This is a genomic window from Rossellomorea sp. LJF3 (genome assembly GCF_037046045.1).
Classification (GTDB): domain Bacteria; phylum Bacillota; class Bacilli; order Bacillales; family Bacillaceae_B; genus Rossellomorea.
The window spans coordinates 1-13,820 of record NZ_JBANLY010000041.1; the positions used below are offsets into that span (position 1 = coordinate 1).

The 13,820-nt window shown below is 41.6% G+C and carries 14 protein-coding genes; 12 read left to right on the forward strand and 2 right to left on the reverse strand.

Features of this window, described 5'->3' with window-relative positions:
• The first annotated feature begins 482 nt into the window (after window positions 1-482).
• Window positions 483-1,439: a stage V sporulation protein K gene (spoVK, locus tag V8G47_RS20360; RefSeq protein ID WP_061811328.1), complete on the forward strand. Its 957-nt coding sequence runs from the start codon at window positions 483-485 to the stop codon at window positions 1,437-1,439.
• Window positions 1,440-1,488: 49 nt separating this feature from the next.
• On the opposite strand, the gene V8G47_RS20365 is transcribed toward spoVK, so the two are convergent.
• The gene (locus V8G47_RS20365) at window positions 1,489-2,097 is read right to left on the reverse strand and encodes a trimeric intracellular cation channel family protein (protein ID WP_261751060.1); all 609 of its coding nucleotides are present in this window, start codon (window positions 2,095-2,097) and stop codon (window positions 1,489-1,491) included.
• A 203-nt stretch (window positions 2,098-2,300) separates the two neighbouring features.
• Here V8G47_RS20365 and hflX point away from each other — a divergent pair, with 203 nt between their 5' ends.
• The 4 genes from hflX to glnA all read left to right on the forward strand — a co-directional run bounded on the left by hflX (window position 2,301) and on the right by glnA (window position 6,777).
• Window positions 2,301-3,554, forward strand: coding sequence for a GTPase HflX (gene hflX, locus V8G47_RS20370; RefSeq protein ID WP_336201634.1), 1,254 nt, complete (start codon window positions 2,301-2,303; stop codon window positions 3,552-3,554).
• A 17-nt stretch (window positions 3,555-3,571) separates the two neighbouring features.
• Window positions 3,572-4,840 (forward strand): methionine gamma-lyase family protein, encoded by a 1,269-nt coding sequence (locus tag V8G47_RS20375; RefSeq protein WP_336201635.1) that lies wholly within the window; start codon window positions 3,572-3,574, stop codon window positions 4,838-4,840.
• A 148-nt stretch (window positions 4,841-4,988) separates the two neighbouring features.
• Window positions 4,989-5,405, forward strand: coding sequence for a MerR family transcriptional regulator (locus V8G47_RS20380; protein WP_336201636.1), 417 nt, complete (start codon window positions 4,989-4,991; stop codon window positions 5,403-5,405).
• 37 nt (window positions 5,406-5,442) lie between these two features.
• Window positions 5,443-6,777, forward strand: a complete 1,335-nt coding sequence (gene glnA / locus V8G47_RS20385; protein ID WP_336201637.1) for a type I glutamate--ammonia ligase — start codon at window positions 5,443-5,445, stop codon at window positions 6,775-6,777.
• A 197-nt stretch (window positions 6,778-6,974) separates the two neighbouring features.
• On the opposite strand, the gene lexA is transcribed toward glnA, so the two are convergent.
• Window positions 6,975-7,595: a transcriptional repressor LexA gene (gene lexA, locus V8G47_RS20390; protein ID WP_336201638.1), complete on the reverse strand. Its 621-nt coding sequence runs from the start codon at window positions 7,593-7,595 to the stop codon at window positions 6,975-6,977.
• A 154-nt stretch (window positions 7,596-7,749) separates the two neighbouring features.
• Here lexA and yneA point away from each other — a divergent pair, with 154 nt between their 5' ends.
• The 7 genes from yneA (at window position 7,750) to V8G47_RS20425 (ending at window position 13,579) form a co-directional block, all read left to right on the forward strand.
• Window positions 7,750-8,076, forward strand: coding sequence for a cell division suppressor protein YneA (gene yneA / locus V8G47_RS20395; protein WP_336201639.1), 327 nt, complete (start codon window positions 7,750-7,752; stop codon window positions 8,074-8,076).
• Window positions 8,077-8,087: 11 nt separating this feature from the next.
• Window positions 8,088-8,738 carry a YneB family resolvase-like protein gene (locus V8G47_RS20400; RefSeq protein WP_336201640.1) on the forward strand — a complete coding sequence of 217 codons (651 nt, stop codon included), beginning with the start codon at window positions 8,088-8,090 and terminating at the stop codon, window positions 8,736-8,738.
• Window positions 8,739-8,843: 105 nt separating this feature from the next.
• Window positions 8,844-9,077 (forward strand): DUF896 domain-containing protein, encoded by a 234-nt coding sequence (locus V8G47_RS20405; RefSeq protein WP_061811332.1) that lies wholly within the window; start codon window positions 8,844-8,846, stop codon window positions 9,075-9,077.
• 190 nt (window positions 9,078-9,267) lie between these two features.
• Window positions 9,268-11,271, forward strand: a complete 2,004-nt coding sequence (tkt, locus tag V8G47_RS20410; RefSeq protein ID WP_336201641.1) for a transketolase — start codon at window positions 9,268-9,270, stop codon at window positions 11,269-11,271.
• A gap of 253 nt (window positions 11,272-11,524) precedes the next feature.
• Window positions 11,525-11,962 carry a sporulation inhibitor of replication protein SirA gene (gene sirA, locus V8G47_RS20415; protein ID WP_336201642.1) on the forward strand — a complete coding sequence of 146 codons (438 nt, stop codon included), beginning with the start codon at window positions 11,525-11,527 and terminating at the stop codon, window positions 11,960-11,962.
• A gap of 84 nt (window positions 11,963-12,046) precedes the next feature.
• A complete protein-coding gene (locus tag V8G47_RS20420) occupies window positions 12,047-12,268 on the forward strand; it encodes a YneF family protein (RefSeq protein ID WP_034759902.1) in 222 nt (73 codons plus the stop codon).
• Window positions 12,269-12,457: 189 nt separating this feature from the next.
• Complete coding sequence (locus tag V8G47_RS20425) at window positions 12,458-13,579, forward strand: CamS family sex pheromone protein (protein WP_336201643.1); 1,122 nt, start codon at window positions 12,458-12,460, stop codon at window positions 13,577-13,579.
• The last annotated feature ends 241 nt before the right edge of the window (window positions 13,580-13,820 follow it).

The window sequence follows — 13,820 nt, forward strand, 5'->3', positions numbered from 1 at the left end:
GGACATGGCGAGGGCCATGTCCAGCCTAGAAACAGGAGAAAAATCTTTTAAAATATCAGAAAACCCCACCTTCGGTTAAAGTGAAGGTGGGGTTTGTCTACAGTCTGAAAGCTGCCTTTGTGGCAGCTTTTTATATTGGATCCGATTGTTGAATGCAAGAATAATTAATGAAATGTACGGTAGGTGAATAGGATAATAGAGAGGCTTATATCTTCATCACCTTATATCTTCACAAACGAAAAAAATGGAACCTGAGATAGTAATCACCTAGGGCTTTTGGAGATTATCAAACTGTATTCCAAAAGATAAGTGAGTCCGAAATAAAAAATTCATTCACAGCGTAATTCTATTTATTTCTCGGGAAAGCGCAGGAATAGACAGGATTCTTTTTATTTGTCGAAAAAAATAACGAAAACGACAAGCGTTTATCACCCTTATACCTTAGATGCGTATATTGTCTTTAGAATGGTGAGGTGAAATCTTTGGATCAACCAATGAGAATGAAAAACAACGGTCAAATCAGTATAGTATTGAACTCACAAAAAAGAAGTTCAGTACGTGAAACGGTAGATTCGGCTCCTCAGTCTCTCCCTCAAGAACATGTAGCGTTGAAAGAAATTGAAGAAGAACTTGGATCTCTTGTCGGAATGGAAGAAATGAAAAAAATGGTGAAAGAAATTTATGCATGGATATATGTGAATAAAAAACGGGAAGCCATGGGACTGAAGGCCGGAAAACAAGCTCTTCATATGATGTTTAAAGGTAATCCGGGAACTGGTAAAACGACGGTGGCTAGAATCATCGGAAAACTGTTCTTAAAGATGAACGTGCTTTCGAAAGGACACTTAATCGAGGCAGAGAGGGCTGACCTGGTGGGTGAATATATTGGTCATACGGCTCAGAAAACAAGGGATTTAGTGAAAAAAGCACTGGGAGGGATCCTCTTCATTGATGAGGCGTATTCACTGGGCAGAGGTGGAGAAAAGGATTTTGGAAAAGAGGCTATCGATACCCTTGTGAAACATATGGAAGATAGGCAGCATGACTTTATCTTAATCCTGGCAGGGTATTCAAGGGAAATGGAGCACTTCCTAACCTTGAATCCAGGATTGCAATCACGATTTCCCCTTGTGTTTCATTTCCCTGATTATTCTGTAGATCAGCTGATGGAAATCGGCAAAAGGATGCTGGATGAAAAGCAATACTTATTGAGTCATGATGCCGAAAGAAAGATCCGTGAACATTTAAGTGCAGCGAAAAACACATTATCTCCAATGGCGTTTTCCAATGGACGGTATGTTCGGAATGTACTTGAAAAATCGATACGATCTCAAGCGATGAGGCTGTTGTTGGAGAATTGCTACGATCGACATGATCTCTTAACCATCCGCAGCAATGACCTGGTCTTTACTAAAACGGCGTCCGATCACCATACTTAGTAAATCGAATAACAAAAAAATGCATTCACTTGTGAATGCATTTTTATTATTAAACATGAGCCCGTAAACTTCTATTGGGTAACCTCCATTTATATAGGTAGGAGAGTACCCGTAAAGCGGTCGTAATGACGAAAAGGGAGTATAGCTCTAACGCTGAATTGACTATACCAAGTCCGATCGCCGCTCCACATAAAACTGCCCATACCGCATAAATTTCCGATCTGAGGACTAAAGGTTTCCTGCCAGCCAGGAGGTCACGGATCATTCCACCACCACTACCGGTTAAAACGGCAGCCACGATGATCGCACTGATGGGGTGGTTCATTTCAGAAGCATATAAAGCTCCCTGAATTGCAAAAGCCGATAGACCGATCGCGTCAAAGAAATTCCCCCACTTCCTCCAATGTTTCAAAAGATTATTGGGGAACAGAAAGACCGCTGTAATGGAGAGAAGGGCAATTTGAAACAACATTCCCTGCTCCCATAAAGCAGAAACGGGTACACCGATCAGTAAATTCCGGATGGCGCCTCCCCCGAATGCAGTGACAATCCCTAATATATAAACACCGAGAATATCATATTCCTCTTCCATGGCAATGATAGCTCCTGAAATAGCAAAAGCAATGGTACCGATGATACTAAGTACTTCCCAAGTCATACACATTCCTCCTCACCCTATTACAATATGCTACATGCCATTATGTAGAATCTTGAAGTAGTGTTATGTCATAATCAAACATACTGATTTTAACACGTGTGTGCTTATTTGCAACCATTTTTCATTGCTTTTTACATAGAGTTTACGATGCGGATTTGATATGATGGGAAATAGAATGAAACGGAAAGAAAGAAGGTTGTTTTTTGAAGAATGAAAATCTAGAAAAAGTCATTCTGGTGGGATGTCAACTGGACGATGATGACCTGCGTTTTCAGTATAGTTTAACGGAACTTGAGGAGCTGACAGCAACAGCTCAAGGCCAAGTTGCTGCCACCCTGATTCAAAAACGTGACAAGATCCATCCCAGTACGTATATCGGAAAGGGTAAACTGGAGGAACTGGTCCTGTTGGAAGAACAGGTTGAAGCGGACATCATCATCTTTAATGATGAACTATCCCCCAGTCAGATTCGGAATTTATCAAAGGAACTAAACAGCAGGGTGATTGACCGTACACAACTGATATTGGACATTTTTGCACAGCGGGCCCGCTCAAGAGAAGGGAAATTACAAGTAGAACTTGCCCAGCTTCAGTACTTGCTGCCGAGACTCATCGGTCAGGGGGCGTCCCTCTCAAGGCTGGGCGGCGGGATAGGCACCAGGGGGCCAGGTGAAACGAAACTCGAGAGTGATCGTCGGCACATCCATAAGAGGATTGACGATATTAAAAAGCAATTACAAACCATCGTTGATCATAGAGAAAGGTACCGCGGGAGAAGGAAGCGGAACAAAGCTTTTCAGATAGCACTCGTCGGATACACTAACGCTGGAAAATCAACGTTGTTCAATCGAATTTCAATGGCTGATTCGTATGAAGAAAATCAGTTATTTGCGACTTTGGATCCGATGACGAGGAAAATGCCTTTGCCCAGTGGATATGCCACGTTACTGACAGATACCGTAGGGTTCATTCAAGATTTACCGACTTCGCTGGTTGCGGCGTTTCGATCTACCCTTGAAGAAGTAAAGGAGGCAGACCTCCTTCTTCATATCGTGGATAGTTCAAATCCTGACTACAGTCAACACGAAAAGACTGTGCAATCCTTATTAGAAGATCTGGAAATGGATGGACTGCAGCAGCTCACGGTATACAACAAGCGGGATGAGATGGATCCCGAATTTGTTCCCGACAGCAAATCAGACACCATCCTCATAAGTGCCTTGAACGAAGAGGACAGAGGGAAGCTAATGATTAAGATAGAAGAAATCGTAAAGAATCAAATGCAACCTTATCACGTATTTGTCCCTGTGAATGAAGGGAAGGTACTAGCCCAATTAAAGAGTGAAACCATCTTGAGAAAATTGGAATTCCGAGAAGCGAGTCAAGTTTATGAAATGACCGGATTTCACCTTGAAGATCATCCGATTGCAGGAAGCATCAAGAAATTTCAAAAGTAGAAGGGAAACAACAACGAATGTTTGAACAATTAGTAAACGGAACGGCATTACAGTCACTTGTGACGAAAGTGGAAGCAGATATCAAAGACATACACAAAAAAATCGATGAACGCTCTGAAAGCAACCAGTTCAACGTATTAAGAGCGTTTCAGAAGCACCGGGTAAGTGATTCTCACTTCATCCCGTCCACAGGCTATGGCTATGACGATGCAGGAAGGGACACCTTGGAAAGTATATACGCAGATGTATTTGGAGGAGAATCAGGACTTGTACGGCCACAGATCATTTCTGGTACCCATGCGATCTCCATCGCTTTGTTTGGTATACTCCGGCCGGGAGATGAACTGGTGTACATAACAGGGAAACCTTATGATACATTGGAAGAAATTGTAGGAAGCCGGGGAAAGGGTACAGGTTCACTGAAAGACTTCCATATCGACTATCAGAGCGTTGATTTAGATGAGTCTGGAAAAGTCGATTTCGAAAAGGTGGCACGGACCATTTCAACAAGGACAAAAATGGTTGGGATCCAGCGATCAAAAGGTTATGCCAACCGCCCATCCTTTACAATTGAAGAAATAAAGGTAATGATTGATTTCATTAAAGAGATTGACCCTGGAATTGTAGTATTTGTAGATAACTGCTACGGGGAATTTGTCGAAGTGAAAGAACCTTGTCACGTCGGGGCAGATCTAATGGCCGGCTCCCTTATTAAAAATCCTGGGGGTGGCCTTGCGAAAACAGGGGGATATATCGTCGGAAAGAAAGAATATGTAGAAGCCTGTTCCTTCCGTATGACCTCGCCGGGTATCGGGGCGGAGGCAGGGGCATCTCTCTACAGCCTTCAAGAAATGTATCAAGGATTCTTTTTGGCGCCTCACGTAGTGGCGCAATCATTGAAAGGGGCGGTCTTCACTTCTGCTCTACTGACCGAGATCGGAATGAACACGGACCCTTCACCTCATGCCAGGCGCACGGACTTAATACAATCGGTGCAATTTGATGACAGAGAAAAGATGATCTCTTTCTGCCAGGCAATCCAAGCAGCCTCACCGATCAATTCTCATTTCACGCCGTATCCGAACTATATGCCGGGTTATGAGGATGATGTCATCATGGCCGCAGGAACGTTCATTCAGGGAGCAAGCATTGAATTATCCGCCGATGGACCTATAAGACCACCTTATGTAGCTTATGTTCAAGGCGGGTTGACATACGCCCATGTAAAAATAGCCGTTTGCTCTGCGGTGGACAACTTAATTGAAAAAGGTTTAATCACCATATAAAAAGGATATTAAAGTAGTAATTGGATAGTCTAAAATGGACTATCCAATTCTTTTGATTACTTATGTAAGAAAAACTCACATTTGATTGACAGAACTCCTGACATTACATATAATGAACTCAAGAAGGAAAACAAAAGGAGGAATCAAGATGAGCGGGAGTGAAATTCGTCGAACGATGGCATTATTTCCAATCAGTATTGTCATGCAGCTCACGGACTTAACGGCTCGTCAGATTCGATACTACGAAGAGCATCAACTGATAAACCCGGCACGAACCGAGGGGAATCGTCGGCTCTTTTCCTTGAATGACATTGATAAGTTATTAGAAGTAAAGGATCTGTTAGATCAAGGTATCAACATGGCAGGGATTAAGAAGATTTTTTCTGTGTCCGGTCATAATGAAAGCAAAGTCGTATCTGTCGTAAGTAATGAAAAGGAAGAAAAAGCAAGACAGGATCTATCTGACGACGAGCTGCGTAAATTACTTCGCAATGAATTGATCCATTCAGGTCGGTTCAATCGATCTTCTCTTCGTCAAGGAGATATGTCCCGCTTCTTTCATTAAATAAACCCTTTAATAAACTTGAGGAGGAATTACGTAAATGGCAAAGTATACTAAGGAAGATGTTGCAAGATTAGCGAATGAAGAAGGAGTTAAGTTCATTCGACTACAATTCACCGACATTTTAGGGACGATCAAGAACGTAGAAATCCCTCTAAGTCAGCTTGAAAAAGCATTAGATAACAAAATGATGTTTGATGGTTCTTCCATTGAAGGATTCGTCCGTATCGAAGAATCAGACATGTACCTTTTCCCTGATTTGGACACATGGTTAGTTTTCCCATGGACAGCTGAAAAAGGTAAGGTAGCCCGTCTGATTTGTGATATTTACAATCCGGATGGCACTCCGTTCGAGGGAGATCCCCGTAATAACCTAAAACGCATTTTAGCTGAAATGGAGGAACTTGGGTTCACTGACTTCAATCTCGGGCCAGAGCCGGAATTCTTCCTCTTTAAATTAGATGTAAATGGCGAACCAACGTTAGAATTAAATGATAACGGTGGCTATTTTGACCTGGCCCCTACGGATTTAGGGGAGAACTGCCGTCGTGATATCGCTTTGGAACTTGAAGAAATGGGCTTTGAAATCGAAGCATCTCACCATGAAGTGGCTCCCGGTCAACATGAGATCGATTTCAAATATGCAAATGCATTAAAAGCCTGCGATGATATTCAGACATTCAAACTGGTAGTTAAAACGATTGCCCGTAAACACGGTTTGCACGCTACATTCATGCCGAAACCATTATTCGGTGTAAATGGTTCAGGAATGCACTGTAATATGTCCCTATTCAAAAATGGAGTTAACTCTTTCTTTGATGAAAAAGGTGACTTGCAACTAAGTGATACTGCCCGTCAATTCCTGGCTGGTATCATTAAGCACGCCACTGCATTTACAGCGATTACAAACCCGACTGTAAATTCATATAAACGCTTAGTTCCAGGATACGAAGCACCTTGCTATGTTGCCTGGTCTGCGCGTAACCGCAGCCCGCTAATCCGTATCCCGGCTTCCCGTGGCTTGAGCACACGAGTTGAAGTCCGCAGTGTCGACCCTGCGGCAAACCCTTACCTTGCAATGGCTGTATTACTTGCGGCAGGATTAGATGGAATCAAGAATAACCTACCGGCTCCTAAGCCAATTGACCGCAACATCTATGTAATGGATAAAAAAGAGCGTGAAGAAGCAGGCATCGTGGATCTTCCTGCAACACTACATGCAGCTCTTGAAACATTAAAAACAAATGAAGTAATTGTTAAGTCCCTTGGCGAACACATATTCGAACATTTCGTGGAAGCGAAAGAAATCGAATGGGATATGTTCCGTACACAAGTACATCCTTGGGAGCGTGAACAGTACATTCAAATGTATTAATTACCAGGAACCCTCAACGATATATCGTTGAGGGTTTTTTGCAAGAAGTTCAGGCTGAGATGGGATCAGGGAAAAAAACGATATGAAAAAAGCCTGTGGATGGAATGTTTCGGCTTCCAACCTCAGGCTTTTTTTATTATTATGATAACCGGCTGTTATTGGCATCCGGAAATGTCCTAGCATACCGGATGCCTTTTTTAATGAACTTGACGATACACTCCAACCACTTTACCTAAAATGGAGACGTTTCGCAAAATGATTGGTTCCATTGTTGAGTTCTCTGGCTGCAGACGTACATAATCCTTTTCTTTAAAGAAACGTTTTACCGTTGCTTCATCTTCATCGGTCATGGCAACGACGATATCTCCGTTGTTCGCTGTCTGCTGCTGGCGAACAATGACAAAATCCCCATCTAATATTCCGGCTTCGACCATACTGTTACCCATGATTTCAAGCATAAAAACCTGCTCATCCGAAGGGGCCATCCGCTCGGGCAAAGGGAAAAATTCTTCCACATTTTCAACAGCCGTAATCGGTTGACCTGCTGTTACTTTACCGATTAAAGGAACGTTGACTACACGTTGTCGCGGAATCGTATCTTCTTCAAGGTCCAGGATTTCAATCGCTCTCGGTTTAGTCGGATCACGACGGATCAGACCTTTACTTTCAAGCCTCGCTAAATGTCCGTGTACGGTCGAACTGGAAGCAAGACCGACGGCTTCCCCGATTTCACGTACGGAAGGGGGATACCCTTTTTCTCTGACTGCGACTTTAATATATTGTAGTATGTCCTGCTGTCTCTTCGACAATTTTGTCATATTCACGCACCTCTATTATAGATCTTATGTTCCCATTATAGCATGTCACCACTATTGATACAAACATAAGTTCGAATTTTGTTGACACCAAACGAGTGTTCGTATTACAATAAAAATAACAAAACAGAACAAACATTCGTATGGGGGTAATTTTATGTTTACACATATTTGGGATCGATTCTCTTACATTATTATATTATTTGTTTTAGTCCTTTCAGCAGCTTGCTACTTATTAATCAATATGACAAATCAACCTTCCTACCAAAGTATCACAGTAGAGGAGGGCGATACTCTTTGGACTATTGCCAAACAGTATAATGAAGAATATTCTATGACAGTGGAAGAATTTATCGCCTGGGTTGGGGAAGAAAACGATTTGAACTCTTTTGCCATCAAACCTGGTGAATCACTTGTGTTGCCTATTGAAAATCCAACAATATCAACCCAATCAGATTTCGAACTGGTCATGAACGAAGAATAGAGGGATAGAAGATGAAAGCAGTCATTTATTGCAGGGTAAGTACCAAGAAAAATACACAGGAAACTTCTTTGGAACGGCAGGAAGAAGAACTGATTAAATTGGCACATGAACATCATTATGAAGTAACTGCGGTCATCAGGGATCAGGCGAGCGGCTTTGAGTTGGACCGTCCAGGTGTTTTGGAACTTTTGGACCTGGTCAGGGATAAATCAATTGAGGCTGTGCTTATCCAGGACGAAACAAGAATCGGCAGGGGAAATGCCAAGATCGCCCTTATTCACTGTCTGTTAAAAGAGGAAGTGAAAATCATCAGCCAGACCCATAGTGGAGAATTACATTTATCCGAATCCGATTCTATGGTCATCAACATTGTCAGTATGGTGGAGGAATATCAACGCAAACTTCATAACCTTAAAATTAAGCGGGGCATGAAGCGGGCTGTGGAAAATGGCTTTCAACCTCATAAAAATTTAAAAAACAAAGGAAATGTAGAAGGAAGGGAGCGTATTGAAGTGCCGGTCGAGGAAATTGTACGATTAAGGAAAAATGAATTAACCTTCGCTGAGATTGCTGCTACTCTTAGGGGATTCGGATACGATGTATCCAAAGCTACGGTACATAGACGCTTCAAGGAATATATGACGTCGCTTGAACATACATAATCCTTGTTTTATCTCCCTTATTCTAGTAACATGACGGTAGTGTAATACACTGCTTTTAGTCATGTTTTAGAGTTTGCAAACTATGCAATAAAGGAGTTTTTATAGATGCTTTCAAAATCAAAAATGAATAGAATCAATGAACTTGCCAAAAAGTCCAAAAGTAGCGGACTAACTGAGCAGGAAGCGAAAGAACAGACCAAACTTAGAAAAGAATATCTAGAAACGTTCCGTCAATCGATGAAGGGTACAATTGAAAATACAAGAATCTTTGATCCGGAAGGAAATGAAGTAACACCTAAAAAGATCCAAGATATACAGACTAAGAAAAAAATGCATTAATCAAAAAGACTTCCAGGCCAATTTCGAAAGGTCATGGAAGTTTTTTTGATTCATATTCCTCCCTTATGAAATTTAGAGGGTTTTTTATTTTCAACGATCATAAAGTCATGTTATCATTCAAGATAGTTGTATAAACTATCAAAGAAGATTAATATTAATAAGGTACATTAAAAGGAAGGATGTCTGACATATGTTTGATAACACAGATCAATTAGCAATTAATACAATTCGTACATTATCAATCGATGCGATTGAAAAAGCAGGTTCCGGTCACCCGGGAATGCCTATGGGGGCAGCTCCAATGGCGTATGCACTTTGGACAAGGTTCATGAATCATAACCCTAAAAATCCAGAATGGTTCAACCGCGACCGTTTTGTCTTATCTGCGGGACACGGTTCGATGCTGTTGTACAGCCTACTTCATCTTTCTGGTTACGATGTTTCAATGGAAGATCTTAAAAATTTCCGCCAATGGGGAAGTAAGACTCCAGGACATCCGGAGTACAAGCATACTCCAGGTGTAGAAGCAACAACTGGTCCACTCGGACAAGGGATTGCAATGGCAGTTGGTATGGCATTAGCTGAAAGACATTTGGCCACTACATATAACAAAGACCAATATAATATGGTCGATCACTTTACATACTCCATTTGTGGAGATGGGGACTTAATGGAAGGTGTTTCCTCTGAAGCTGCTTCGTTGGCTGCACATCTAAAATTAGGCCGCCTTGTTGTTCTTTATGATTCCAACGATATTTCACTAGACGGAGACTTGGATAAATCATTCTCTGAAAGTGTTAAGGGACGATTTGAATCATACGGATGGCAGTATATCCGAGTTGAAGATGGAAATGATCTTGATGAAATTTCCAAAGCGATTGAAGAAGGTCAAGGAGATACATCCCGCCCTACAATGATTGAAGTCAAGACAGTCATTGGTTACGGTGCCCCTAATAAATCAGGTAAATCTGCCGTTCATGGTGCACCTCTGGGTGAAGATGAAATGAAGCTTACGAAAGAAGCCTACAAATGGACATTCGATCAGGATTTCCATGTGCCTGATGAGGTTTACAACCGTTTTGAGGAAAAAATCCAACAAGCTGGCTCTGAGAAAGAACAAGATTGGGCCAACCAATTCATTAAATACAAAGAGGAACACCCTGAACTAGCCACTCAATTAGAAGCGGCGATCAAAGGTGAACTCCCGCAAGGATGGGATAAAGACATCCCGGTATATGAAGAAGGAAAAGCATTGGCAAGCCGAGCTTCTTCAGGGGAAGTGTTGAACGCCATCGCCAAAAATCTTCCTTCATTCATCGGTGGATCAGCTGACCTTGCTGGTTCCAACAAAACGATGATCAAAGATGAGAAAGATTTCATGCCTGAATCCTATGAAGGCCGTAACATCTGGTTTGGAGTCCGTGAATTCGGTATGGGTGGTGCCATGAATGGTATGGCTCTACACGGAGGACTTCATGTATTCGGTGGGACATTCTTTGTTTTCAGTGACTATTTAAGACCTGCTATCCGCTTGGCGGCTCTAATGGGCTTACCAGTGACGTATGTATTCACACACGATAGTATCGCTGTGGGAGAAGACGGACCTACCCATGAACCTGTTGAACAGCTTGCATCCCTTCGTGCAATGCCTAACCTGTCAGTCATACGCCCTGGTGACGGTAATGAAGTGGCTGCAGCCTGGAGATTATCATTAGAATCGAAAGATCAGCCTACGATGCTGGTTCTATCCCGTCAGGACCTTCCAACGCTTAAAGGTACGGCTGATAAAGCCTATAACGGGGTAAACAAGGGAGCATATGTTGTCTCTGCTTCGGGTAAAGAACAGCCTGATGCCCTGTTGATTGCGACTGGTTCTGAAGTGCATCTTGCGGTAGAAGCACAAAATGCACTTGAAAAAGACGGCATCAGTGTTTCAGTTGTGAGCATGCCTTCATGGGATCGCTTCGAAAAGCAATCAAAAGAATACAAAGAATCCATCCTGCCTAAGAGCGTGAAAAAACGCCTGGCTATCGAAATGGGATCTCCAATGGGCTGGGATCGCTACGTTGGTGATGAAGGTGACATCCTGGCGATCAATGGGTATGGTGCATCTGCCCCAGGAGCGAAAGTAATGGAAGAATATGGCTTCACTTCTGAAAATGTAGTATCTAGAATCAAAGCTCTACTTCAATAATCGTGAATGGAAAAGGTCAGCTCCTTACACTCTCTAAGGAGTTGGCCTTTTTCTTTTCGCTGAGTACATTAGGAGTAAAGGTGGAAGAGATTGGGTATAGAATAAGTAACGTATAAATACTTCGATACCCCCTTAACGTTCAGGGGAGATAGAATAGGTTCGACAAAACTAGTGCAGATTTTCAACAATTTATGACAATGACTCCCTTCTAGTTGATTTATACTATATGAAAGAAAGGTAGGAGGGAGTAAAGGTGCGAAATTATCAAATCTATTGGATTGAAGAGTTGTTTGTTCAACATTACTACGGTCGTGAAAGAATGTTCTATCAATTGTTTTCTGATTGGGAAGCGAGTACAGGTGATCTTCACGATATTGTCTCGAAACAAGTAGATTTCATTACGAAACCGATTCCATACCTTCCTACACAAAGACTCCTTCAGCACGAAATCACGAAGGTTGAAGGGGCAGCCTGGATAAACTCCGTTGCAACAATCGAAAGAGAAGAATCAGGGGCGACACTCGTCTTGAATGAAAAGTCGATGTCTTTGAATGCCTGGGGGCACGATGAATCTGAATATATCTTTTTTGAAATTTTACGGAGGAATATGGGCCAGCTATTGGCAATGGATATCAAAAATGAACGTTTTGGCTGGTTAAAACCGATAAAACAAAGAAAGTTTATATATTAATATGAAATTTCGACCAAAATATTGTATAATGTTTCAGGGTTTAGTACACTTTTAAAAGGACAACATGAAGGAGGAAGTAAGAGTATGGGAACGACTGGATTACTTATTCTAGTAGGAGTTCTGGCATTACTTGCCGGAGTTGCACTAGGATTTTTCATTGCTCGTAAATATATGATGAGCTACCTAAAGAAAAATCCACCAATCAACGAGCAAATGTTACGCATGATGATGATGCAAATGGGACAAAAACCATCACAGAAGAAAATCAATCAAATGATGAATGCAATGAATAAGAACATGAAGTAATAGATGGAAGCACTCAGGTGATGAGTGCTTTTTCTATTGTTCGAGCATCCAGATCTCATGGAGTGTACAGTAGATTTTAATGTGATCAGGTAGGATATTGGAATTATTTTTGTGAATTCATAAAAACTTAAAGATTATCAGGCGGATTGAAATGTAATGTATGATAAAATATAGTCCGGAGGGAGTCATATGAAAAAATGGATGATTGTATCTCTGTCCCTTTTGATTCTTATTGCCGGATGCAGCAATAAGCCTCAAGAAGTGATAGATGAAGAAACGCTTGAAATTCAAAATAGTGCAGCAAGTGATGCACGTGAATATTTAAATTATAAAGTTAACAAAGAAAAAAAATCGGTGAATCGCGGTCTGATTACAATGACAATCAACAACCGCAGTGACATGGATGAAATTGAGACGGGCCTTATGTCTTTATCCACTGAACATTTTTCCCCTGAAAAATATGTCTACCAGGAAGGGCAGTATTTAAAGAATTTAAACTCATGGTTAGGGAGGAAGTCTAAAACCAATAAGGCTGGCCTTAACCCTGAATTGGCGATCACAGATGATATGACATGGGAAGAGCAGATGGAGATGGAAAAGAAAAACCCCATGTACCTTGCTTATATTCATGAGCAGAATTATGTAGACGCAGACGGGAAAATCAAGGGAATTTCCCTTGGTCTTGCGATGAATTCCATCGATTATATCAGGGTGGAAGATGATAAGAAGCTTATGCATTTTGACGAAGTTAACATTAACGAGAAGATGATGGAAGAATACGGAAAGAAAGTAGCCAATACAGTCGCAAGTCGTGTAAGGGCAAACAATGAATTGAAAAATGTACCCATCATGATTTCGATTTTCAAACTACAACCTTTAAACAGTGTGGTTCCAGGAAACTATATTGCCACGACCTATTTAGATGAGAACGATAGGGAAATCAAAAACTGGGACGATGTTTCCGATAAATATTTTTACTTCCCGAGTGATGAAGGCGAAGAGAAAGACCGGGATTTATATAACCGAATCCGGGATCTTGAAGATTATGTGTCAAAGTATTTCGCTCATCAGGATATTGAGTTTGTAGGTAAAGGACTATATAGGAAGGAAACGCTAAATAAACTGGTCATCGATGTACATACAGGAATGGTGAAAGAAACCGAATTAATAGGGTTTGCACAGGCCATTGGTCCTGAAATCGTCGATTACTTCCCACACACACCGGTTTACCTTTATGTAAAAACTCCTAAGGGTCTGAAAGCCACCATCGTCAAAGAAGTGGACCAGGAACCATTTGTACAAATTCATTAAAATATTTCTATACGAAAGAGCCTCTCTTACCTTGATTAGAGAGGCTCTTTTTTTAATACACAGTTGATTGGAACGGAAGGTGCTCGACTCCTGCGGGAATTGCGGGAAAGTTGAGACCCCGCAGGGCAAAGCCCGAGTTATCATGAACGAAACTAGCTCCTTACTCGTAACACCGTAGGTTAATTTGGTTAGACTGTTTTTGAGGAAAACAAAAACCAAATCAGAGCTACATTACGGAAGG

Excerpts from the sequence above, each read along its gene's own strand:
- V8G47_RS20365 (WP_261751060.1), bottom strand. The coding sequence starts at position 2,097 with ATGACTTGGGAAGTACTTAGTATCATCGGTACCATTGCTTTTGCTATT.
- V8G47_RS20375 (WP_336201635.1), top strand. The coding sequence starts at position 3,572 with ATGTTTGAACAATTAGTAAACGGAACGGCATTACAGTCACTTGTGACG.
- V8G47_RS20380 (WP_336201636.1), top strand. The coding sequence starts at position 4,989 with ATGAGCGGGAGTGAAATTCGTCGAACGATGGCATTATTTCCAATCAGT.
- glnA (WP_336201637.1), top strand. The coding sequence starts at position 5,443 with ATGGCAAAGTATACTAAGGAAGATGTTGCAAGATTAGCGAATGAAGAA.
- lexA (WP_336201638.1), bottom strand. The coding sequence starts at position 7,595 with ATGACAAAATTGTCGAAGAGACAGCAGGACATACTACAATATATTAAA.
- yneA (WP_336201639.1), top strand. The coding sequence starts at position 7,750 with ATGTTTACACATATTTGGGATCGATTCTCTTACATTATTATATTATTT.
- V8G47_RS20400 (WP_336201640.1), top strand. The coding sequence starts at position 8,088 with ATGAAAGCAGTCATTTATTGCAGGGTAAGTACCAAGAAAAATACACAG.
- V8G47_RS20405 (WP_061811332.1), top strand. The coding sequence starts at position 8,844 with ATGCTTTCAAAATCAAAAATGAATAGAATCAATGAACTTGCCAAAAAG.
- tkt (WP_336201641.1), top strand. The coding sequence starts at position 9,268 with ATGTTTGATAACACAGATCAATTAGCAATTAATACAATTCGTACATTA.
- V8G47_RS20420 (WP_034759902.1), top strand. The coding sequence starts at position 12,047 with ATGGGAACGACTGGATTACTTATTCTAGTAGGAGTTCTGGCATTACTT.
- V8G47_RS20425 (WP_336201643.1), top strand. The coding sequence starts at position 12,458 with ATGAAAAAATGGATGATTGTATCTCTGTCCCTTTTGATTCTTATTGCC.